Annotated in this window: 27 protein-coding genes and 1 tRNA gene; 15 read left to right on the top strand and 13 right to left on the bottom strand. The window is 35.8% G+C overall.

Going from position 1 to position 22,491, the window contains the following annotated elements; genetic code table 11:
- Positions 1–62: 62 nt before the first annotated feature.
- The 9 genes from LUD75_RS09275 to LUD75_RS09235 all read right to left on the bottom strand — a co-directional run bounded on the left by LUD75_RS09275 (position 63) and on the right by LUD75_RS09235 (position 6,836).
- Complete coding sequence (locus tag LUD75_RS09275; protein WP_232705393.1) at positions 63–905, bottom strand: hypothetical protein; 843 nt, start codon at positions 903–905, stop codon at positions 63–65.
- A gap of 28 nt (positions 906–933) precedes the next feature.
- Positions 934–1,572, bottom strand: coding sequence for an RDD family protein (locus LUD75_RS09270; protein WP_232705392.1), 639 nt, complete (start codon positions 1,570–1,572; stop codon positions 934–936).
- A gap of 48 nt (positions 1,573–1,620) precedes the next feature.
- Positions 1,621–2,127 (bottom strand): DUF2004 domain-containing protein, encoded by a 507-nt coding sequence (locus LUD75_RS09265; protein ID WP_232705391.1) that lies wholly within the window; start codon positions 2,125–2,127, stop codon positions 1,621–1,623.
- A 5-nt stretch (positions 2,128–2,132) separates the two neighbouring features.
- Positions 2,133–2,597 (bottom strand): hypothetical protein, encoded by a 465-nt coding sequence (locus LUD75_RS09260; protein WP_232705390.1) that lies wholly within the window; start codon positions 2,595–2,597, stop codon positions 2,133–2,135.
- A gap of 103 nt (positions 2,598–2,700) precedes the next feature.
- Entirely contained in the window at positions 2,701–3,426 is a 726-nt protein-coding gene (locus LUD75_RS09255; protein WP_232705389.1) for an SH3 domain-containing protein, read from the bottom strand.
- Between the two features lie 43 nt (positions 3,427–3,469).
- The gene (locus tag LUD75_RS09250) at positions 3,470–4,195 is read right to left on the bottom strand and encodes a hypothetical protein (RefSeq protein ID WP_232705388.1); all 726 of its coding nucleotides are present in this window, start codon (positions 4,193–4,195) and stop codon (positions 3,470–3,472) included.
- Between the two features lie 121 nt (positions 4,196–4,316).
- Positions 4,317–5,033 (bottom strand): C40 family peptidase, encoded by a 717-nt coding sequence (locus tag LUD75_RS09245; RefSeq protein ID WP_232705387.1) that lies wholly within the window; start codon positions 5,031–5,033, stop codon positions 4,317–4,319.
- Between the two features lie 86 nt (positions 5,034–5,119).
- Positions 5,120–5,767 (bottom strand): O-methyltransferase, encoded by a 648-nt coding sequence (locus tag LUD75_RS09240; protein WP_232705386.1) that lies wholly within the window; start codon positions 5,765–5,767, stop codon positions 5,120–5,122.
- A 232-nt stretch (positions 5,768–5,999) separates the two neighbouring features.
- Positions 6,000–6,836: an OmpA family protein gene (locus LUD75_RS09235; RefSeq protein ID WP_232705385.1), complete on the bottom strand. Its 837-nt coding sequence runs from the start codon at positions 6,834–6,836 to the stop codon at positions 6,000–6,002.
- 114 nt (positions 6,837–6,950) lie between these two features.
- On the opposite strand from LUD75_RS09235, the gene tilS reads away from it, so the two are divergent.
- The 8 genes from tilS (at position 6,951) to LUD75_RS09195 (ending at position 13,840) form a co-directional block, all read left to right on the top strand.
- Positions 6,951–8,252: a tRNA lysidine(34) synthetase TilS gene (gene tilS / locus LUD75_RS09230; RefSeq protein ID WP_232705384.1), complete on the top strand. Its 1,302-nt coding sequence runs from the start codon at positions 6,951–6,953 to the stop codon at positions 8,250–8,252.
- Positions 8,253–8,321: 69 nt separating this feature from the next.
- Positions 8,322–8,729 carry a GxxExxY protein gene (locus LUD75_RS09225; protein ID WP_232705383.1) on the top strand — a complete coding sequence of 136 codons (408 nt, stop codon included), beginning with the start codon at positions 8,322–8,324 and terminating at the stop codon, positions 8,727–8,729.
- Between the two features lie 112 nt (positions 8,730–8,841).
- Positions 8,842–10,911 (top strand): thioredoxin family protein, encoded by a 2,070-nt coding sequence (locus tag LUD75_RS09220; RefSeq protein WP_232705382.1) that lies wholly within the window; start codon positions 8,842–8,844, stop codon positions 10,909–10,911.
- A gap of 10 nt (positions 10,912–10,921) precedes the next feature.
- Positions 10,922–11,305 carry a hypothetical protein gene (locus LUD75_RS09215; protein WP_232705381.1) on the top strand — a complete coding sequence of 128 codons (384 nt, stop codon included), beginning with the start codon at positions 10,922–10,924 and terminating at the stop codon, positions 11,303–11,305.
- A gap of 135 nt (positions 11,306–11,440) precedes the next feature.
- Positions 11,441–11,962, top strand: coding sequence for a biopolymer transporter ExbD (locus tag LUD75_RS09210; protein ID WP_232705380.1), 522 nt, complete (start codon positions 11,441–11,443; stop codon positions 11,960–11,962).
- 99 nt (positions 11,963–12,061) lie between these two features.
- Positions 12,062–12,559 (top strand): hypothetical protein, encoded by a 498-nt coding sequence (locus LUD75_RS09205; protein WP_232705379.1) that lies wholly within the window; start codon positions 12,062–12,064, stop codon positions 12,557–12,559.
- Between the two features lie 131 nt (positions 12,560–12,690).
- Entirely contained in the window at positions 12,691–13,473 is a 783-nt protein-coding gene (locus tag LUD75_RS09200) for an alpha/beta fold hydrolase (protein ID WP_232705378.1), read from the top strand.
- A gap of 1 nt (position 13,474) precedes the next feature.
- Complete coding sequence (locus tag LUD75_RS09195) at positions 13,475–13,840, top strand: DUF1304 domain-containing protein (protein ID WP_232705377.1); 366 nt, start codon at positions 13,475–13,477, stop codon at positions 13,838–13,840.
- 275 nt (positions 13,841–14,115) lie between these two features.
- Here LUD75_RS09195 and LUD75_RS09190 read toward each other — a convergent pair whose 3' ends face one another.
- From LUD75_RS09190 to LUD75_RS09180, 3 genes are all read right to left on the bottom strand, one after another.
- Entirely contained in the window at positions 14,116–14,508 is a 393-nt protein-coding gene (locus tag LUD75_RS09190; protein WP_232705376.1) for a hypothetical protein, read from the bottom strand.
- Positions 14,509–14,537: 29 nt separating this feature from the next.
- A complete protein-coding gene (locus tag LUD75_RS09185; protein WP_232705375.1) occupies positions 14,538–15,542 on the bottom strand; it encodes a bifunctional oligoribonuclease/PAP phosphatase NrnA in 1,005 nt (334 codons plus the stop codon).
- Positions 15,543–15,641: 99 nt separating this feature from the next.
- Positions 15,642–16,322: a T9SS type A sorting domain-containing protein gene (locus tag LUD75_RS09180; protein WP_232705374.1), complete on the bottom strand. Its 681-nt coding sequence runs from the start codon at positions 16,320–16,322 to the stop codon at positions 15,642–15,644.
- Positions 16,323–16,509: 187 nt separating this feature from the next.
- On the opposite strand from LUD75_RS09180, the gene era reads away from it, so the two are divergent.
- On the top strand, positions 16,510–17,385 hold the full coding sequence (era, locus tag LUD75_RS09175; protein ID WP_232705373.1) for a GTPase Era: 876 nt from the start codon (positions 16,510–16,512) through the stop codon (positions 17,383–17,385).
- 65 nt (positions 17,386–17,450) lie between these two features.
- Entirely contained in the window at positions 17,451–17,876 is a 426-nt protein-coding gene (locus LUD75_RS09170) for a DoxX family protein (protein ID WP_232705372.1), read from the top strand.
- Here the strand turns inward: LUD75_RS09170 and LUD75_RS09165 are convergent, their stop codons facing one another.
- Positions 17,877–18,059 carry a hypothetical protein gene (locus LUD75_RS09165; RefSeq protein ID WP_232705371.1) on the bottom strand — a complete coding sequence of 61 codons (183 nt, stop codon included), beginning with the start codon at positions 18,057–18,059 and terminating at the stop codon, positions 17,877–17,879.
- A gap of 202 nt (positions 18,060–18,261) precedes the next feature.
- Here LUD75_RS09165 and LUD75_RS09160 point away from each other — a divergent pair, with 202 nt between their 5' ends.
- The 5 genes from LUD75_RS09160 (at position 18,262) to LUD75_RS09140 (ending at position 22,483) form a co-directional block, all read left to right on the top strand.
- Positions 18,262–19,803 (top strand): aldehyde dehydrogenase family protein, encoded by a 1,542-nt coding sequence (locus tag LUD75_RS09160; protein WP_232705370.1) that lies wholly within the window; start codon positions 18,262–18,264, stop codon positions 19,801–19,803.
- 87 nt (positions 19,804–19,890) lie between these two features.
- On the top strand, positions 19,891–21,213 hold the full coding sequence (gene lat / locus LUD75_RS09155) for an L-lysine 6-transaminase (RefSeq protein ID WP_232705369.1): 1,323 nt from the start codon (positions 19,891–19,893) through the stop codon (positions 21,211–21,213).
- Between the two features lie 65 nt (positions 21,214–21,278).
- Positions 21,279–21,506, top strand: a complete 228-nt coding sequence (locus tag LUD75_RS09150) for a DUF2007 domain-containing protein (RefSeq protein WP_232705368.1) — start codon at positions 21,279–21,281, stop codon at positions 21,504–21,506.
- Between the two features lie 127 nt (positions 21,507–21,633).
- Positions 21,634–21,707 (top strand) — tRNA-Ala (locus LUD75_RS09145).
- A gap of 98 nt (positions 21,708–21,805) precedes the next feature.
- Positions 21,806–22,483, top strand: coding sequence for a response regulator transcription factor (locus LUD75_RS09140; protein ID WP_232705367.1), 678 nt, complete (start codon positions 21,806–21,808; stop codon positions 22,481–22,483).
- Positions 22,484–22,491: the final 8 nt, after the last annotated feature.

Genomic DNA, 22,491 nt, shown 5'->3' with positions numbered 1-22,491 from the left:
TGGTTTTTAATTTTTTAGATTTGGAAGTTATATTATTCCGAATCTTGGTCTTCAGTACTGATTCATTCCACTTTTTCAAGTTCTAAAACCGTTTTTGTGCCATCAATATTTTTATATTCGAGTTTTACAAAACCAAAATTGAAGTTGTAGTAGGAAGTGAGTTCAGTTTCGCCGATCCTGCTTTTCGCTTTTGCATCGATCACGTAACATTCTAGATTACCCAATTTTGTTGTAATATTTTTCTTGTCGATGATTTCGTATGCGTAATTATTTTCGATTTCTCCTTTCCATTCCAGCCATCTTTTCTCCGCCCAATGGTCGCCGATTTTGAGTTTCCAGTTCCATTGGTTTCCAATTTTATAAGGTGCTTTGATGTAAGGAAAAGGATTCAATTCCAGAATTTTGAAAAAATTGCTTCTTGGCGGATGGATCCAGACATTCATTTCATTTTCGATGGCACCAGTCATTTCCATTGTAAATGATTGGCCATTATTCATTTTGTGATCATAACCAATTGCAGTTTGATTGTACTCCGGAATTTCTTTTTGAAACGGATTTCCTGAAAAGGTTTGTAAAATTATATGATTAATAGTTTCATTATCCTGCCGTTCGAAGGGAACAAATTCCCAATCAGGAATGGTGTGCCCTTGTGGCTGCATAATGTTTTGTCCTTTTTTAATCAGGAATTTTTCACCTCCCGCATTTTGATAATAGTAGGAATAAGTGAATTTCTTCCCGAGTGAGTAGATGCTGTTGTTATTGTTGAAAACTTCATCATATTTTTTGGTGCTGTCAGCTTTTTCAACGGTAATTCCATCATCATCTATGACAAATTTCTCTGAATTGATTTGTGAAAAAAAAGATGCTGGAAATAACAATAAGGCACAGAGTTTTGTAGCTTTCATTTTTGTGTTTAAGTATTTCTTAAAGTTATTACTTTTCCACCACAATCGTATTGGCAACAAAATCGTGACAACCTTTATGCTTGTCATTAAACAGGAAAATGATGTTGATGACGGGAACTGTTTTCACAATACTTCTCAGTAAATATCGAAGAGCGGTAATTGGTTTTTCCATATCCTCGGAAATGGTATCGATGGAGCAGATCTTCTTTCCAATGGTGCCTTTGAAAAATAATTCCATCACAAAAAAGTAAATGATCCAAAGTGGAAAAATTGCCAAAAAGAACTGATCATTAAAAATTTTGGGCAAATATTTCACGGCAAATGCAAGCGGAAAATTGAGCAAAGTCAAGAAAATGGCATCAATGATGTAGCTTCCAATTCGTTTGCCTGCAGAAGCAATTGGTCTTTCCAAACCATCGATTGTTGCAGTAGAAGAAGTGTATTCGTCAGGTGCTAAAATGGTGCTCGGGATGTATTCTGTCTTACAAAATGTGCATTGCAAAGTGTCGCCCACATTGTTCAGCGGAATTACGGGAATAAAAAATAGTGAAAAGAATTTTTTATTTTGTTTAAGCAAATAATCTCGCTCGCAATTACATCTGGGACATTGGAATGTTCCGGTTTTGATAGTTTTCCCAACTCTTTTGGTTCCAAAAATGAATAGCATAGTTTTTATTTAAAGATAATGAATGTAATTTTATACTTTTCAATATTATCAGCTTTCCCAACTCAAAAGATCCAAATTACCTTCTGCATCGGTATTTACGACAATTAATTGGTCTGTAATATCTCTGCCAAACGTATAATCAAAAACTGCAAAATGCGGCGTGCCATATTTTTCGTCGGGATAAAATCCGATTCTTGAGAGAAATAACTTCTCTAAAAATGATTGTTCTTTGTCAGTGTTTTCACTAGAAATTCCTATTGTTTCCAAAAACTCGCTGCCCAGATCTTCTACGTGGAATGTGACATATTCTTTCACAACTTCGCTGTTTTCGCTTCTGAAATCATCATCAATGTAGCTTCTGTTTTGAACATCAAATTTGCTGATATTTTCAATAAAGGATTTAATAATGTCCATTTTGCTTTGGTCAATATTGGTCTTCTCAAAATTGATGTCAATGGTAATTATTTTTCCATTAAACTCTTGTTCCCAACAATAATAATCCTTCAAACTATCCAAATCTATTTCGCCAATCGGTGGTAAAATATATTTTGCCATTTTAATTATATTTGATAGCGTTTGAATTTCTGAGAAAATAGATTTTTGGTAAAGTCGTTTTGCAAATAATGGTCGGCAAATTCCCAAACCAAATCCAAGATTTCAGCATCTTCCGTAATGATTCCAGAACCTTCGTCTTCAGCAATTTCTCCTTGTGAATAGATGTATTTCCTCTCAAGAACTTTGTTGTTGTATTTCTCAAAATAGTAAGTGTCCGAAACATCAGAAATCATAAACTGGATGATCTCGCCTTCAAAATCTGTAATGTCATAGAGCTGTCCAAGTTCTGTGATGATCAATGTTCCGCTGTCTGTTTGTAGTACGTCAATCGTATTTTGGTCGCGTGAACCACTTGTCGCTTCTTCAAAATCTACTGTAGAAGAATAAGTAATTTTTGTTTCTAAAAAATCTTCGATTTGCTGCTCGGTCATTTGGCTTTTCATAAGTAAGCCAGCAATGTTGAATCCCATAATTTTGTGTTTTTTATTAATGAACGTTAATGTTAAATTACCACATCAAAATAACCGCCAAATTTGGTTTTTTAATACAAAATGTACAATTATATCTAAATTATCAACAACCTCTGGTATAGCTGAAAATGTTAGGTTCGCCATTATCATCAATGATTTTCAGCCAGCCTTCTGATTGGTATTCTATGTTTTCTCTTTCGCTCAAGTCGGTCTCGCAAGGGTGTTCTTTGTGTTTTGTAATTTTCACTTTGCACCATTGTCCCGAGGTTTGATTTGTCAGTTTGATCTCGAATAATTCGCCACGAACTGAACCAATTATTTCACTTTTCGCATTTGGTTCTTTCCGCAAGTTCAGTCCGGAATCTTTGGCATAATATCCCAACACATCAGCGCTTTGGTTGATTAGATGGTTCATCCAATTCACGGTTTTGAAATCTTTTTTGTTGATTTCGGAAACACTGAGCCAATAGCTTTTAGACGGATCCAATATTTTCAAAAAGCCATTTGAAACGTCAGTGTAATTGATAGCAAAAATCTCGTAGCCAATTTCCCTGTAATTATCAACCTGAGTCTTCTTATTTCCGCTGATTAGGTAGATTTTGTAAGGAACTTGGTCGTCTTTTTTCGCATCGCCAAATCTTTTCAGGCTTCCAATGATTTTGCCTTTCGGTTGGTCATAAACGGAAAAACCTTCTAATGGAGAAAGAATGCAACAGTATTTATCGCTATTTTTCAAGCTGTCAATTTTTGGAAGAATTAATCCACGATTGTCGATCTGCCCAAAAGTGGCGAACGGAATTAATAAAATTAAAGCTGATATTTTTATCATCGATGTGTTTTTTTAATTATTTTAAATCAGAAATAATCAGATTCTAAGGAATTGTAGAAGTAATAGTTCTCGAAATCAATTGGTTGCTTTTGATACAAAAAATAATTTGATAAAAATCTGCGCCATCTCCAGCATTGAACACGATATACAACTCTTCATTATTTCCCTTATAAACCGTTGTATTTCTTGCATTGGTCATCATCAGATTTTTAAAAGCAATTTTCGGAATCTCGAAAATTTGATTTTTGGATTTGATTTTAATGCTTTTGATTTCTGGACTTTCTCCGCCATAATAAGGGTAAGCTCTCTTACCATCGATGATGTAGTGGCCTTTTTCAGATCGGGTTATTTGGTGGTCAGATTTCCTGAAAACTTGTGTCTCGATCTCGATTTCAAAGTCTTTATAATAATGAGTGACTTGATTTGGATTCACTTCATTTATCTCAAATTTTGGTAAGGTTTCCAATTCTACCAATCGGCTTTTGTGAATGTAGCCAGTCTTTTCTTCGCCTTCAAATCTTATAAAAGTCAAATTTTTATCAACATTGGTTGGAAGTTGTACAGCCGTCCAATTCTTCGATTTGTTTTCTTCATCTTCCACAAAGCTGTCGATTGCAAAAGCTTGACCTTCCATTATTTTGCCAATAATTTTGGAATTTTGATCTGCTTTTTGACGCACATTGGTAAAACCATCTTTATCATTAATGATGAAAAGTTGCGCTTGATAAACTTCAGCGAAAAGGAGAGAAATAAATAATAATATTTTCATATTATCAGATGATTTTATTTGAAAGTATTTCAAATTTACAACAAGATATGTTCCACTCAGAAATGATTTTCAGAATGTTATGAGAAAATAAAAATTACAATAATTTGCCTTAGAAAAATATCTAAAAATATGATCTGATAAACCTCAATTTGTGCGTGTGCTTATTTTGATCTTTGTTGAAGATCCCTGATGAATCCAGACTGTCAATCCGCACTTTTCCGTGCGCGTGAATGATTTTCTGATCGGCCAAAATAAATCCAACGTGAATAATTCTTCCTTCCGAGTTTTCAAAAAAGGCGAGATCGCCAGGTTTCGCTTCCTCGATGAAAGTCAGTGCTTCGCCGATTTCTGCTTGCTGATAAGTATCTCTCGGGATTTTGATGCCGTGAATTTTATAAATTATCTGCGTAAATCCACTGCAATCGATCCCGAAAAAACTTTTTCCGCCCCATAAGTAAGGAACATTCAAAAATTCTTTGGCACAATTCACAATGCTTTCGCTGAGGTCGTGTCCGCGCGTTGGCGAACTGGTTTCAAAAGTTACTTCTGATCCCATTGATAAAAGCACTTTTCCGCTTTCCGTCATCGTCGATTGGAAAGCTTCTTTGATAAGATTGGTTTTTCTTGAGGCTAAATATTCTTCAGAAACAGGCGTGATTTGTTTCGTGTCCATCCACGCTTCGTAGTTGTCGTAATGAGTGCGGATTCTTGTCCAATTGTTGGAAACATCTATGATGTCGGCAGATTCGCCGTACAGAAGTTGTGTTACGATTTCACTTTTGTCGGAGCAGTCTGCTCTCAGCGGAGCGATGGAAACGTTGCAAATTCCTTTGTTCATAATAGATTGAGGGATTTAAAGATTAAGAAAATTAAGAAATTAAAATGAATTCTAATAATTTCTAAATAACTAAATCTCTGAATTTTTTATTTTTTTCTTATCAAATGTAGTCCGTCTCGCAAAGGTAGGATTAGATTTTCAAAATCGGGATCTTCGGCCACGATTTTATTTACCAGTTTGATCTGTTCTGTCTGTTTGTCTTTTGGATTATTCTCCAAGACTTTACCGTACCAAAGCACGTTATCAATAAGAATGATGCTTCCGGAACGAAGATTTGGTTTAATCAGTTTCAGATACTCCAGATAGCTTTCCTTGTCCGCATCAATGAAAATCAAATCCCAAATTTTGTCCAGTTTTTTGATCTCTTCTTTCGCATCACCGATGATGAATTCAATTTGATCTTTGTAATCACTTTCGGCAAAATACTTGTTCGGAATATAAGATAAATCTTCGTTCTTATCGATCGTGTAGATTTTCCCGTCTTTGGGCAAACCTTCTGCAATACTTAGGGCAGCATAACCTGTAAAAGTTCCGATTTCCAACACATTTTTTGGTTGAATGATATGCGACAAAATACTCAACAATCTGCCTTGCAGATAGCCGGAAATCATATGAGGTTGTGTTGTTTTTTGGTAAGTTTCCTTTCTTAATTTTTTGAGGATCGCTGGTTCCTGGGAAGCGTTGTCTTCCAGGTAGCGATCCATCTCTTTGTCTAATTCTTCGAAATAACTCATTCGGAATTCAAGATTTAAAATTCAATATTCAAAGTTAATGTAATTTGGATTTAAAAACCAATGTTGATTGGATAACAAATCCGCAACCCGACTTGAGTTGATCCCGAAGTTTCGGGAGGGAGTGGAAGGCGGATAAGTTGCCCAAAATACAAGCACAAAAAAACCTCGCCATTTCTGACAAGGTTTCAGTTCTGAACTCTGAATGAATCAATGATCATTCATCGTTTATCATTTATTTCTTAACTGGAGCAATGTCCATCAATTTCATAAATTCATCCAATTTTGGCATAATGATGATCTCCGTTCTACGGTTTTCGCCACGTCCGGAAACTGATGCGTTGGTCGTTTTCGGATTGTACTCAGATCTACCACCGGCTGTGATTCTGTTAGGATTCACACCAAATTGGGTTTGTAGAACTTTTGCAACGGCAGTCGCTCTAAGAGCGGAGAGATCCCAGTTGTCTCTTGGCGCATTGGCACTTGTAAGTGGCGTGTTATCTGTGTTACCCTCGATCAATACGCTGTAAGTATCGTAATCGTTGATCACTTTCGCAACTTTGGCTAACACATCTGCTGCAGCCGGCTGGATGTCATATTTCCCAACCTGATATAGCATTTTGTCTGATAATGAGATTAGTACCACACCTTTCAGAACTTTTACATCTACATCCTGATCGGCAACGTTGTCAAGAGAACGTTTCAATTTGTTTGATAGAGCAAGGTTCAAACTGTCGTTTTTACTTTTTCCGGAGATCAATTGTTTGATGTAAGCGTTGGAAGCATTGATCTCGCCAACTAATTTGTCAATGTTTGCAGAACCTTTTCCTGCGTTGGACAGACAAGCGTCCAGACTGGATTTCAAGGCGTTGTTTTGTCCTACTAAAAGATCGTTTTGACCTTTAAGAGAAGCATTTTCACCTTTCAAGTCCTGGATTTGACGCATTCTGTCGCCTGCATCTTCAATACATTGCTTGTAGTTTAGATTGAGCGCATCGAATTGTTTTTTGCTGACACAAGAGGTGAGGGAAAGTCCCACAACACCAATGGCCAGAAGTTTAAATAACCTCATATTGTAAATATTTATTTGTTTAAATAATAGTTCTGCTCGTGATTTTAACATTTCAAAAGTAAGAATTAATAAACGTATATTTGTGTTTATAACTTAATATTTCGTTATAAAATTGTGTTAAGTCTCTTAAAATTTCAAAATGTTCTTGAGCATTTACAACCACAGTCGCAGCAAAAAACATACCTTTTGGCGGTAAGTGGAGGCGTGGACTCTATGGTTTTGGCTCATCTGTTCCAGGTTTCGGGTTTGAAATTACAAGTTGCGCACATCAATTATCATCTTCGTAATGAGGATTCTAATCTCGATCAGAAGCTGGTTTCCGACTTTTGTGACAAGTATAATATTCCTTTCCATTTGTACGAAGTTTCAGCGAAGGATCAAAAGCCGGAAAATTCTATCCAAAATTGGGCTCGGGAATTACGTTACCAGTTTTTCCGGAAAATCCAAAAGGAAGAAAATCTCGAATATCTTGTCACAGCCCATCATTTGAATGATCAGTTGGAAACCTTCATTATTAATCTTTCGAAAGCTGCTGGAATAAAGGGTTTAAGTGGAATTCCTGTGAATGAAAATAATATCATTCGTCCGCTTCTTAATTTTTCTAAAGATATGATTTATGAGTTTGCGAAAGAAAAACAGATTGAATTTCGGGAAGATGTATCAAACCAAAAAACAGATTATCTGAGGAATAAAGTTCGACACAATGTAGTTCCGGAATTGGAAAAAATCAATGAGAATTTCCTTCAGAATTTTTCAAAAAGTATAGAGATTCTGAATGAGACCAAAGATGTTTTGAATGATTTGGTTAATGAAAAAATCAATGGTTTTGAAACATATATAAAAACTGGGCAGACTATTATTGATAAAGAGAAATTCTCGAAAGAGTCCAATTTGATTCGTTTTGAGATCTTGAAACGGTTTGGTTTTAATGATGAAAAAGAAATGGAAAAGATCTTCACAGCACAAACCGGAAGTTCATTTTTAAATTCAGAATATCAATTGATTATTAATAGAAATGAGTTGATCCTAAATCAAAATTTGCACGTTGGAAGTATGAAGATGGAAGATGAAGAAATTGTACTCGACATCGTCGGAAATGAAATTCTGATTCCAGAAAATATTAAAAACGAAATCCAAGAATTCGGAAAGTGCAATTGGAAAATCGATGAAAACAAAATCAAGTTGCCTTTAAAATTAAGAAAAAAGAAAGAAGGCGATGTGTTTTTTCCTATCGGAATGATTGGCAAAAAGAAGCTCTCGAAGTTTTTTAAGGACGAAAAAATCTCTATTTTAGCCAAGCAAAAAATCTGGCTTCTTTGTGATGCTAATAATCAGATTATCGGTGTTTTACCTTTCCGGCAAGATGGGAGGTTTGCATCCGAGGTAATTGAAAGAACATTATCATTGCAGATTTAAAAATAATTAACCACATAGACACATAGAAAAAGTTAAGTTTTTAAACGTGGAAAATTAAAGTTGAAATAGATGATGACGCAAAAACAAATTACCGAATTGACCTACAAAATTTTGGGAGCTTGTATTGAAGTTCATAAAATTTTAGGTCCAGGTCTTTTGGAAAGTGTTTATCATAAAGCTTTGCAAGAAGAATTTAAAATTCAGGAAATAAATTTTAAATCTGAATTTAGTATACCAGTAAATTATAAAGGAATCAATTTAGATTGTGGATTTCAATGTGATTTTATAGTAGAAGATTCTATCGTTTTAGAAATAAAATCTGTTTCCGATTTTCACGATATTCATAAAGCACAAGTTTTAAATTATATCAATTTGTTAAAACTACCGAAAGGAATATTAGTAAACTTTAATGTTTCAAATATTTTCAAAGAAGGACAAAAAACATTTGTAAATAAATATTACGAACGATTAAACTAAAAAACCATTTACGCATCTTGGATTTTATGAGAATGGTATCTATTTTACCTTTTTAATTTCCTTTATTGAAAATTAAATCTATGTGTCTATGTGGTTCAAATAAATTTTAAAAATGAAAGACTTAAAACTAGTGTTATCCACACTTTTTATATTCATCATCACCATTTTCAACGCTCAGATAAAAAATCCTGTCAAGTTCAAATTTGATGTCATTTCTGTTGGCAATGATCAATACGAAGCGGTTCTGACGGGAACAATCGAAGACAAATGGCACATCTATTCCAAAGATCTTCCGCCAGATTCTGGAATCCCGACCGAGTTCAAAATCACATCAAAAGAAGGAATCCAATTGATAGGGAAAGTCACCGAAGTTGGTAAAAAGCACGATGAATTCTCGGAAGCTTTCGGAGCGCAGATCGTTTATTATTCGGATAAAGTGGTTTTCAAGCAGAAATTTAAGCCGAAAGATGCTTCGAAGCCTGCAACGATCACCGCTGAGATTATGTATCAGACTTGTAACGACAGAGTTTGTCTTGCACCAAATACATTAGAATTCGAAAGGCAGATTGCTGGGACTAGGACTGCCGTTGCTACCGACGAAAATGTTGAAAAACCAAAAGACACCGTTTACGAAGTTGCGCCTGCAGGGAAAGTAGGAACGATTTTAAAGCCGACAAATATTGAACAGACTTCAGCAGTAAAACAAGATGGATTGAAAATTAATTCCTTAGATTTCAAAAATCCCTTGACAGATTGTGGAACTGTGGCGCAAAAACCGAATGACGACAATTGGCTTGTTTTAGGGCTTGGATTCCTGGGTGGATTGATCGCATTGCTGACGCCGTGCGTTTTCCCAATGATCCCATTGACGGTTTCGTTCTTTACCAAAGGCAACAAAGACAAAGCAAAAGGCAAGCGAGATGCTTTTATCTACGGATTTTTTATCTTGTTGATCTTTGTTTTGTTGAGTATTCCTTTTCATATTATTGATGGGATCTCAGGTAATATTTTCAATCAGATCTCGACTAATATTTGGCTGAATTTATTCTTCTTTGCGATATTTTTATTTTTTGCACTAAGCTTTTTCGGTTATTACGAAATCACCTTGCCGAGCTGGATTGCGAATAAATCTTCCAAAGCTGAGGAAGCGGGCGGAATGATCGGGATTTTCTTTATGGCGCTGACGTTGGTGATCGTATCTTTTTCTTGTACGGGTCCAATTTTAGGAAGTTTGCTTGGTGGAGTAGTTGCCGGAGCGACGAATGTTCCGACACTTTTAACTTTTGCTTTGGGCGGTTTCGGACTGGCTTGGGCATTGGTTTTTGGATTGTTAGCATTGTTTCCTCAGGCTCTTCAAAGTTTGCCAAAATCTGGTGGCTGGATGAACACTGTGAAAGTGGTTCTTGGTTTCATCGAGTTGGCTTTGGCTCTTAAATTCCTATCGAAAGCAGATCTTGTTTCCAAAACTTTCTTGCTAAAAAGAGAATTGTTTATCGCGCTTTGGATCATCATTGCAATCGGTTTGGTGGTTTATTTATTCGGGAAGATCAGATTTCCACACGATGACAAGAAGCCGAAGATCAGTTTGGGAAGAAGGATTCTTGGTGTTTTTGGGATTGTGTTTGTGGTTTATTTGATTCAGGGATTGATTCCTTCAGAAAAACCAAAATTGCAAATGCTAAGTGGAATTTTGCCGCCGTTGAACGTGAGTTATTTCCACGACGAAAAAGACGGAATTCTTGGTTTGAAACCTTACCACAATTACTTCGAAGCGATTGAGGTAGCGAAGAAAGAAAACAAACCTGTCTTAATAGATTTCACGGGCTATGGTTGTGAAAACTGTAGAAAAATGGAAGAGTTCGTTTGGAGTCAAGATGATATTTTGCCGATTCTTCAGAACGATTTGATCATCGCTTCTGTCTATGTTGATGATAAGGAAGAATTGCCAGAAAATGAGCAGATCAAAATCGATATGGGCGAAGGTCAGATGAAAAAAATCAAGACAATTGGTGACAAATGGAGTTTATTCCAGCAAGTGAACTTCAACAACAATTCCCAGCCGCACTACGTTTTGGTAACGCCGGATCAAAAGGTGATCAACATTCCGATTTCTGGATATATGCCAAAAGAAGACTTTAAAAAGTTCTTGAAATGTGGTATTGATTTTTATAAAAATAAATAATAAAACGCTTATGGATAGAGCTATTTTCACAAATAAAATTTTTCTTTATGGATTAGTTTCTTTCATAATTGTTGCTCTTCTCTATAATTTGTACGCAGTACTTTTTGAATTTGATATTTTTCTCGTTATTCCAATTATCATTCAAGTAACTTTATTATTTCTGATTTTCGTGAGACATCAATATATTAAATTATTACTCCAAATTTGGAGTGCAGTATTTTTAATTTTTGCATTTGGATTATTTATATTCGGTGGATTGTTAAAGGATTTAGCAGAAAGTTTTGAGGATTTTAATTTTCTTAATTATTTTCCTAAAGTAATTTTGCTTTTGGTAGGAATAATAATTTATCAAGGTTCAAGTAAAACGATTCAAATAAAAAATTTAGATCAGTAATTTTTGCAATGTGTGAAATAGTATTTTTGTAGTTAATTTCAAGATTAGGTATAAAATTTGTATCCAAAAATCCATAATGATGACAAATCGTTATGGATTTCTTATTTTAAATACTAACTATTAAATTTTAAAGCTATGGCCGAAATTCTAATCAAAGAGCAATCTAACAGAAAGAAAACTCAAAACAAAAAGCCAATCCGCGTAGATATGACGCCAATGGTAGATCTGGGATTTTTACTGATTACATTTTTTATGTTCACCACAAACTTCTCAAAACCGAATGCCATCAATTTTTCAAATCCTCCTGAAAATGATGATAAAGTTATTGTAGAGATAGATTACAGAAATCAAATTACTTTTATTCTTGGTAAAGAAGGGAAAGTTTTTTACTATCAAGCAGATAAAATGGATTTAAATGAAAATAGTTTAAAACTAGTTTCGTTCGATAAAGCCCAAATATCCAAAACAATTGAAGCTGCTAAAGCAAAAGCGCCTAAAAAAGATATTTTTACCGTGATCATCAAACCAACAGAGGATGCCGAATACAAAACAGTTGTAGATATGCTGGATGAAATGACCATCACAAAATCTCAACGTTATGGTATTTCTGAATTGAACGACAAAGAAAAAGAATTGTACGGAAAAAAAGTTCAATAACTATTTCAACTTTGAAGAAGTTCTAAATTTTGACAAAGTTTTTCTAAGGAGCGTCTGATGGACGCTCTTTTTTATTTATTTTAGAGGAAAATTTAGCCGATGAAAAACTTTTTACCTATCCTTATTTTAATTTCTGTGATTTCTTGTAAAAAATCTGCGGAAGCTGACGTGTCCAAAGTTGACAGCGCAAAGATCATTGATTCCATTAATCTTGCAAGGACAAAAATTAATGACAGCATCCTCGCAAGCCGTAGCTTTAAAAATCTTGAAGGCACACACAGTTTGACACACGATATGCTGAAAGGAACAGGAAAAATTACCTTAAAGAAAATTGGTCAGGACGAATATCAGATCTCAGGAAAACAATCCGACGGCAAACAATATTTGACCATCGATGGAACCGCAAGAATGACTTCGTCTAAAAACCTTAAATTTGAAGGCGACATCAAACAAAGCATTTCGGATAACGACAATGGAAAAATGGATGTGAGAAGTGGCAAGAGAAATTTTTCCACAACAGACGGCGGCAAAACTTTCAAACTGCACGAATCCCTCAACAGTTCTGGATTTGCTGACAAAATCATTATTAAATTTTAGAAATGAGAACAAAATAACATAGGCACAATAGATTTTGTGAAAACAATGGAAGACTAAATAGCTATTTTATCTTAAGACGAAAAGTAGTTTTATATAATTTCTATGTGTCTATGTGGTTTAAAATTAAAGATATGCTCAACTACGAAATAGAAGGAAACGGGACGGAAAACCTGGTTTTGCTCCACGGATTTATGGAAAATCTCTCGATCTGGGAAGATTTGAAACCGCATCTGTCCGAGAAATTCAAATTGATTAAAATTGATCTGCCAGGTTTTGGAAAATCAAAAGTCATTGCCGAAGTTCAAACAATGGAATTGATGGCTGACGAATTGAAAAAACTTACAGACCATCTGAAATTAAATGAATTCCACTTACTCGGACATTCGATGGGTGGTTACATTGCCTTGGCTTTTGCGGAAAAATATCCTGAAGATTTGAAATCAGTCACGCTGTTTTTCTCAACCTATTTCGCAGACGACGAGGAAAAGAAGCAGACCCGAACCAAAGGCTTGAGGATCATCAAAGAAAACTTGAGAGCTTTCGTAAATGCCGGCGTTCCCAATCTCTTCAATCCAAACGAACACGATATTCTGGAATCCAAAATAAAACTTGCCAAAGAAGTTGCCTACACATCTTCCGTAGATGGCGTTCTTGCCTCTCAAAAAGGTATGATAGAACGTCCTGACCGCTCCAAGGTTTTAGAAAACTTCGAAGGCAAAATCCTCATTTTATCTGGCAAACACGATTCAGCAGTCAACTCAGAAAAAACAATCAAAAATCTGCCGGACAACACGAACATCAAATCCTACCTTCTGGATTGCGGACACAATGGACATTGGGAAAAACCGGAAGTTTGCGCCGAAATTATAAACATAGAATTGCTCCATCATCTACCCAAAAAATTCGTTCTCTAAAATGGAAATCCTATCAAAAATCCTCATCGCAATTGTCGCGCTAGAGCATCTTTACATCCTGTACATGGAAATGTTCGCATGGGAAACCTTGGGCAAGAAAACCTTCAAAGGTTCACTTCCGGAAGAGCTCTTCAAACCTACGAAAGGACTTGCCGCCAACCAAGGTTTGTACAACGGATTTCTCTCCGCCGGACTCATCTGGAGTTTGTTTATTTGCGACGCCGTTTGGTCAAAAAATGTAGCGATTTTCTTTCTTGGATGCGTGATTGTAGCCGGGATTTTCGGTGCACTTTCAGCCTCGAGAAAAATATTTTTCGTTCAGGCTTTGCCGGCAATCATCGCTCTGATTTTCGTCTTGTTACGATAGATTTTTTAGGAGCTATTTGACTTCGTTGAACAGTATTTTACAACATTTTTGGAGCTATTTCCCGCTGTCCACTATATCTTTTTTGTCTCATAAGTTTAGTTTTCAAAACAGCGTTTCAGATAAGACAAAAAAGGATGCCGTTCCCATCGGGGCTAGGGGTTTTGTCTGTCAATCAAGTTTTTACATTAGTTAATTTTTCAAAAATACGGGATAAGAATAAGCAATATATTGAAAGTTAAATAAGTATATTGCGTAAAAACTACTGTTGTAAGTCGTTATGTTTGAAATTCTATTCTTTCTGTTGGCGAAATTTCTATTGAGTATTTTCCACTTTCTAAATCCTTTACTTTCCACACTAACCAAGAAGAATTATTAGAATCAATTTCTGTTAATGTCGAATTTATAAAATCAATATAAATTAATGTTGATTTTGGCCACGAATCTTTGGTTGCAAACATTCTTAAGAAAATTCCGCTTTCTGTTGAATGATTAAATTCTCCAAAAAATTTTCCATTTAACTTTAGACATATACTTTCCAAACTGCATTTTAAACTATAAACTTTCACGATTCCGTCAAATGCTGTTTCATTTTCCAGCTTTCTTTCAAAAGTGATAAAATTTAATTTCTTCCAAGTTTTATATTGTTCTGAAAAATAGGATAGTTTCATGTGACTTATAAAAAATTTCCATTCGTTATTTAAAAATCCTCCGCCTCAATCTTCTCTTTAAAATCCTCAATCGTTTCCTCCATAGATTTGAAGTATTTCCCACCAGAAGCATTGATGTGTCCGCCACCGTTGAAATGTTTTCTAGCAAACTGATTCGTGTCCACAGCATCTTTGGAACGGAAAGAGATCTTGATAAAATCTTCGTAAAGATCTTCCATAAAGAAAACCGCCATTTTGGTTCCGAGAACGCTTAAACCATAATTCACGAAACCTTCTGTGTCGCCTTTGTCGAAGCCGTATTCTTTCAGTTCAGCACGTTTCAGCCAAAGGATAGCTACTTTTCCATCTTTTGTCAATTCGATTCTGCTGAGAACGAGGGAAAGGAGATGAAGCCTGGAAATCGTATTTGTGTCCCAAGTATTGGAAGTGATGATGGCTGGATCTGCACCTTTTTCGATTAGATCGGCCACAATTCTGTGTGTGCTTGCGCTTGTAGAACGGAAACGGAAACCGCCTGTGTCAGTCATTATTCCGGTATATAGACATTGTGCAATATCCAGATTCACAGATTTTTCATCATTGTTGGCTTGGATAAAGTGATAGATCATTTGGCAAGTCGCCGGGATCGTCGTGTCAGAATATACATAATCGAATTGCTCTGGCATCTGATGATGGTCTATCAGGATTTTTTTTGCTTTTGCTTTCGTTACCCAATCGCCAAGAAGTCCAATTCTGGATGGTGAGTTAAAATCCAGACAGAAAATCACATCTGCATTGTAAATTGCTTCGCCAGCCACTTTTCTTTTGTATTCGCCTATCACAATTTTCTTTGCTTCAGGCATCCATTTTAGAAATTTTGGAAAGTCGTTTGGAACGATTACAGTTGCATCTATGCCTTTTGTTTTCAGGTAATGTTTCAGACCAAGAGAAGAACCGATTGCGTCGCCGTCCGGATTATGATGTGATACGATGACGATATTGTTTTCCGGAACGAGAAGGGCATTGATCTCTGAGATTTCTTTGGCTGTGAACATAAATGATGATTGAAAAAGTGAAGTTCCAAAGGTAAAACTTTAAATAAAAAAATCGGCTCAATTTTGAACCGATTTTTTACTGATTTTACAATAATAATTTTATTGTTTAATGACCTTATAAGTTTCCTTGCCATTCAACTGTATAAAATAGATACCAGTTTTAAAGCTTTTCACGTCGATATTTACAGTTTTCGACTTTTCTGCCAGCTTGTCATATATTACTTTTCCTGATGAATCATAAATTTTCACTGATGTTATAATGGTTGAATTTGATACATTTAAAATGTTTTTTACCGGATTAGGACCAAGAACAACTTTAGATAATTCATCCTCTTTTGTACCTAACGTAATAGATTTAAAATGAACTTCTTGGAATATTGCATTACCAATTTTTAAAGTTTTTTCACTGCCATTATTTTCGATAGTGTAATAATAATTAGAGTCTTTTATAAAGAAATTACACAAAGATCCAAAAAACTGGTTAACCTGACCATTATCGCCCGAGTAATCGGCCAAAGTACAGGCTTTACTATTTACCGTAAAAGCGTTTTGTCCATTATAAGTTACATCTGCTGACACAGTGTTAAAAAAGGACAGACTGATTCTTGATGGATTTGTACTAAAATCGGTAATCTGCTGATAAGGCATTGGCGGAGGAAGTTGATCATTAGGAAACAATTCGCCAACTACTTTGGTCACCTGCCAGTTTGTGTTTATTAATTCTGAATTTTGCGCAAAAAATAAATTGGCTGCAAAAATAAAAAATAGAGTTTTTTTCATAAGATATAAGTTTATTTGACCATAAAGTTAAAAATAAATTTTTAGAAATACTATAACTTGCTGGTAGATTAAATATTGCGATTTTAAAAATCTTACCTCAAAAATTCCGTAACTTTGCAAATCATTTCTAACAGTTGAATGATTAATGAATTTTAGTCATTTGATTTTTAATTTTTAATTCAAGTTAATGCACAAAGCAGGATTCGTAAACATCGTTGGGAAACCAAACGCCGGAAAATCAACCCTTCTCAATCAATTGATGGGAGAGAAGTTGGCAATTGTAACCCAAAAAGCACAAACCACAAGACACAGGATTTTCGGGATCTATAATGAAGATGATCTTCAAATCGTTTTTTCTGATACACCAGGCGTTATGGACCCGAAATATGGTTTGCAGGAAAAAATGATGGACGTTGTGAAAGATTCTTTGCAGGATGCAGATGTTTTTCTTTTCATTGTCGATGTGACGGACAAAGCGGAACAATCAGAATTTTTGATTGATAAATTGAACAAAATTCCAGTTCCTGTTTTATTGTTATTAAATAAAATCGATCAGACCAATCAGGAAACGCTGGAGAAAATAGCGACCGACTGGCACGAGAAAATACCAAAAGCCGAGATTCTTCCAATTTCTGCTTTAAACTCTTTCAACACAGACATCATTCTACCGAAACTGAAAGATATGCTGCCGGAAAATCCACCTTACTACGACAAGGAAATGTACACGGACAGACCAGAACGTTTCTTCGTTAACGAAGCAATTCGTGAGAAGATTTTGTTGAATTATGAGAAAGAGATTCCTTACGCTGTAGAAGTGGTGACGGAGCAGTTTAAGGAGAAAGAGGGCGCAATTGTTATTGATTCCATAATTTATGTAGAACGTGATACACAAAAAGGAATCATCATTGGTCACAAAGGCGAAATGATCAAAAAAGTGGGTACAGAAGCGCGTATCGATCTGGAAAAATTCTTTGGTAAAAAAATACATCTCAGCCTTTTCGTAAAAGTCAAAAAAGACTGGCGAAAAAATGACAGAGATCTCAAAAACTTTGGCTACCGTTAAAAACCTCTAAAATCCTTTTCTATAAAGGATTTTTTTGTTAGCTTTGGTAGAAATTGATTCTGGAAATGAGAAATTTTAATTCATCTAAAGTTAATGATACGGTTTTAAACGGATTGATATTAGTGATACGATTATTTGTAGGAATATCAATGTTGACGCACGGTTTGCCAAAATTGGATAAGTTGATTGCGAATGACAAGATAGAATTTATGAATTTCCTTGGACTGGGATCAGCGATTTCTCTGGTGCTTGTTGTTTTTGCGGAATTCTTATGTTCCGTTTTCATCATGCTTGGATTTCTCACAAGATTTGCCACCATTCCTTTGATGGTCACAATGTTGATCGCCTTTTTTGTAGTTCACGGCTCAGATCCGTACGCAACCAAAGAATTGAGTTTGGTGTATTTTTTCTTTTACCTGACGATCTTTGTTTTAGGTTCAGGCAAGTTTTCCTTGGATTGGCTATTTTCTAAGAAAGAAGCGCTTTACTAATTAAAACAGATTGGCAAAATAATCGCGGATGATGACCCAGAAATTTTTACCAAGAAAATAGATGAGGGTAGAAGTGATGATTCCTTTTACAGTGAAGAAAATGATGCCGCCGATTCCAAACTTTTTCAGTAAGATTTTCCATTTGGGCAATTTTTTCTCCTCCGTCTGAATATGCTCTTCCATTTTTTATTTTTTTCAAAATTAAGAAAAAATATCCAATTTAGATTCGTTCAAAATAACTTTAACAATCTAAAAATATTATAATTTTTTATTTACAAAGTCTTCTCAGGCAAACATTTTTTTAAATTTACTAACGATTGTTAGTTTTAAATTTTGTTGGTCAAAATATCTTTTTATCTTTAGAGACTTCAAAATAAAAAACTTTATGTCCTCTATTTCAATATCAGAAAACCTAAAAAAACTAGGAATCTCCACCGAAAACAACGGAACCTCCACAGGATTGGAATTTTTCTCATCCGGAAAAAATATAGAGAGCAATTCTCCGGTTGATGGAAAATTAATCGCTTCAATCAGAACTTCAGACGCCAATGACTACGAAAAAGTGTTGTCAATAGCACAAGAAGCTTACAAAGAATTCAGACAAATTCCTTCTCCAAAACGTGGTGATCTGGTTCGTCAATTCGGAAATAAATTGAGAGAATATAAAGACGACTTGGGAAAACTTGTTTCATACGAAATGGGAAAATCCCTGCAGGAAGGTCTTGGTGAAGTTCAGGAAATGATCGATATCTGTGACTTTGCAGTCGGATTGTCGCGTCAACTTCACGGCTACACGATGCATTCCGAAAGACCAGGTCACAGAATGTACGAGCAATATCATCCGCTTGGAATTGTCGGCGTGATCTCAGCTTTCAACTTTCCGGTGGCTGTTTGGGCTTGGAACGCGTCATTAGCTTGGATCTGCGGAAACGTTGTCGTTTGGAAACCATCAGAAAAAACACCACTTTGTGCAATCGCTTGTCAAAATATCTTTGCTGAAGTAGCCAAAGAAAATGGACTTCCGGAAGGAATTTCAAGTTTGGTGATCGCGGATCACGAGATTGGCGATACTTTGGTTAATGACAAAAGAATTTCGTTGGTTTCTTTCACAGGTTCTACCAAAGTTGGAAGAATCGTTGGGCAAAATGTGGCCAAACGTTTCGGAAAATCAATTCTGGAATTGGGTGGAAATAATGCCATCATTATCACAGAAAATGCCGACATCAATATGAGTATCATCGGCGCGGTTTTCGGCGCAGTCGGAACGGCTGGACAAAGATGTACTTCCACAAGACGTCTCATCATCCACGAATCTGTTTATGACGAAGTGAGAGACCGTTTGGTAAAAGCATACGGACAATTGAAAATCGGAAATCCGTTGGACGAATCCAACCACGTTGGTCCTTTGATTGACAAATCGGCGGTAAAACAATATCAAGATTCCATCGAAAAATGTGAAGCGGAAGGCGGGAAATTCGTGGTTGAAGGTGGTATTTTGGAAGGTGAAGATTATACTTCCGGCTGTTACGTAAAACCTTGCATTGCTGAGGTTGAGAACAGCTACGAGATCGTTCAGCACGAGACTTTCGCACCAATTCTTTATTTGATCAAATATAAAACTTTGGACGAGGCGATTGCAATTCAAAATGATGTTCCACAAGGTTTGAGTTCTGCAATTATGACGCAAAACCTGAGAGAGGCAGAATTGTTCCTTTCAAACGGCGGTTCGGATTGTGGCATCGCAAACGTGAATATCGGAACTTCCGGAGCAGAGATCGGTGGCGCTTTCGGAGGCGAAAAGGAAACTGGAGGCGGAAGAGAATCCGGTTCCGATGTTTGGAAATATTATATGAGAAGACAAACCAATACAATCAATTATACGACCAGTTTGCCATTGGCTCAGGGAATCAAATTCGATTTAGATTAATAAAGTCGGAAGCTGAAAGTCAGATGAAGGAAGTTTTTTAAAATTCTGCATTTATCATTTATCAATCACCATTTATCACTTATAAAAATGAACACACTTGTACACGAAAATAAAGTAAAAGAAACCCTAGGCAAACACATCCTTGCAGACGGTTTCGATTTTGTAATGGATTTCGAAAAGTCCCACGGTTCCTACATTGTGGATCGATTGACAGGCAAAGAATATCTTGATATGTTCTCGATGTTTGCGTCGGCTTCCGTTGGTTACAATCATCCTTACATTTTGGAAAAAGCCAATTGGTTGGGAAAAATGGCAATTTACAAACCAACTTTGAGTGACGTTTATCTTCAGGAATATGCAGATTTTATGGACGTTTTCTCGAGAGTGGCGATTCCTAAAGAGTTACCGTATTGCTTTTTCGTGGAAGGTGGCGCTTTGGCTGTTGAAAACGCTTTGAAAACCGCTTTTGACTGGAAAACCAGAAAGAACTGGCAAAAAGATATTGACAAGGAAGCAATTTTGGTCATTCATTTCAAACAGTCTTTCCACGGCAGAAGTGGTTACACATTGTCATTGACAAATACTTCGGACCCAAGGAAACATCAATATTTCCCAAAATTCGAGTGGCCTAGAATCACCAATCCAAAACTGAATTTCCCGATCACGGAAGAAAATCTAGAGGAAACCATCAAGCACGAACAAATGGCCTTGCTCAATATCCAGGAAGCGATTTTGGCAAATCCGGATGAGGTGGCTTGTATCATTATTGAGCCGATCCAGGCGGAAGGCGGTGATAATCATTTCCGAAATGAGTTCTTCGCTGAACTTAGAAGAATTTGTGACGAAAACGAAATCCTTCTGATCCTCGACGAAGTTCAAACCGGAATAGGAATGACGGGAAAAATGTGGGCTTACGAAGATCTGGGAATCATTCCCGATGTGATCTCTTTTGGTAAGAAAACACAGGTTTGCGGAATCTTGGCGAACAAAGAAAAACTGGACGAAGTTGAGCATCACGTCTTCGTGGAAAGTTCCAGGATCAATTCTACGTTTGGAGGAAACTTTATCGATATGCTTCGTTTTCAATTGGTTTTGGAAATTATAGAGAATGAAAATCTGGTAGAGAATTCCAAAGTTGTAGGAGAATTTCTATTAGAAGGCTTATTAAAATTAGAACAAAAATTCCCAGAACAGATCTTTGCATCAAGAGGAAAAGGTTTGATGTGTGCTTTTGATCTGAAATACCACGACACCAGAAATTGGCTTAGAGAGAAGCTTTATGACGAAGGAATCATCGTGTTGACCTGCGGTGATCAGTCCATCAGATTTCGTCCACATCTTAATGTAACGAAAGAGGAAATTCAGATTGTTTTAGATAAAATTAATTCAATATTTGAGAATTTAATATAAAGAATTTTTGATTTTGATATTTTTTTTATAAATTGCTTATCCTTAATAAAATCAAAATCTGAATTATGGATGCAACAACCAGAGTTTCTGTTTACGAAAGCAGCAGCCCACAGGAGATCCAGCTGATGAAGTCTAAGCTGGAAGATGCAGGAATTAAATGTGATGTTGAAAACTCTTATCTTAGTTTTCTTTCGACTCCCACTGCAACCAACACCTTTATTAAAGTTGATCTTAGAGACGAAAAAAAGGCGTTCGAGATCATCGATGAGTATTTAAAATCAAATCAAAATTGATTTCATATTTTTAAATTTTACGTTTTACAGAAATCGGGTTCAAATTTATTTGAGCCCGATTTTTTATGATTAATTTGAATTTAATTTTGTGTGTAATCTGCAAAATCATTATCATTGCACAACAAAAGGGGAATTAGCTCATCTGGCTAGAGCGTTAGACTGGCAGTCTAAAGGTGACGGGTTCGATCCCCGTATTCTCCACTTTATCCTTACAATTATTTTGTAAGGATTTTTTATTTTATCTTCATTCAAAATTTCTTCTAAATTCAAACTGTACATTGGCTGAATAATTTAAACTGATGAAAATTCTAATCATTGAGGACGAAACAGAACTGGCGAAAAGCATTGCGGAATATCTTTCAGAAGAAAACTACTTGTGTGAGTTTGCCTCTACTTTTGCCGAAGCCATTCATAAGATTGAGATGTTTCAGTACGACTGCATTCTTCTCGATATTATGCTTCCGGATGGCAACGGACTCAAAATTTTAGAGGAACTGAAATCTCAAAACAAACAGGACGGCGTCATCATAATTTCTGCAAAAAATGCACTGGATGATAAGATAAAAGGTTTGCAATTGGGCGCGGATGATTATCTCACAAAGCCTTTTCATTTGTCAGAATTGATGGCAAGAATCTACTCAATTATCCGGCGAAAGCAGTTCAATAACTCAAATGTTGTAAAGCAGAATGAATTGCAGATTGATCTTCTTTCAAAATCTGTTTCCATAAATAATGAGATTATTTCTCTGACAAAAAAGGAATTTGATCTTCTGATTTATTTTATTGGCAACAAAAACAAAGTGATTTCGAAAAGTACTTTAGCAGAACATCTTTCCGGTGATTTTGCTGATATGCTGGATAACCACGATTTTGTGTATGCACATGTAAAAAACCTTAAAAAGAAACTTTACGATGCCGGTTGTGATCATTATTTGAAAACAGTTTACGGCACTGGCTACAAGTGGGAAATTTCATAAATTTATTC

The organism is Epilithonimonas sp. JDS, from assembly GCF_021261315.1.
Classification (GTDB): domain Bacteria; phylum Bacteroidota; class Bacteroidia; order Flavobacteriales; family Weeksellaceae; genus Epilithonimonas.
Note: the sequence above shows the minus strand (reverse complement) of the source record. Positions and strands in the feature narration are given on the sequence as shown.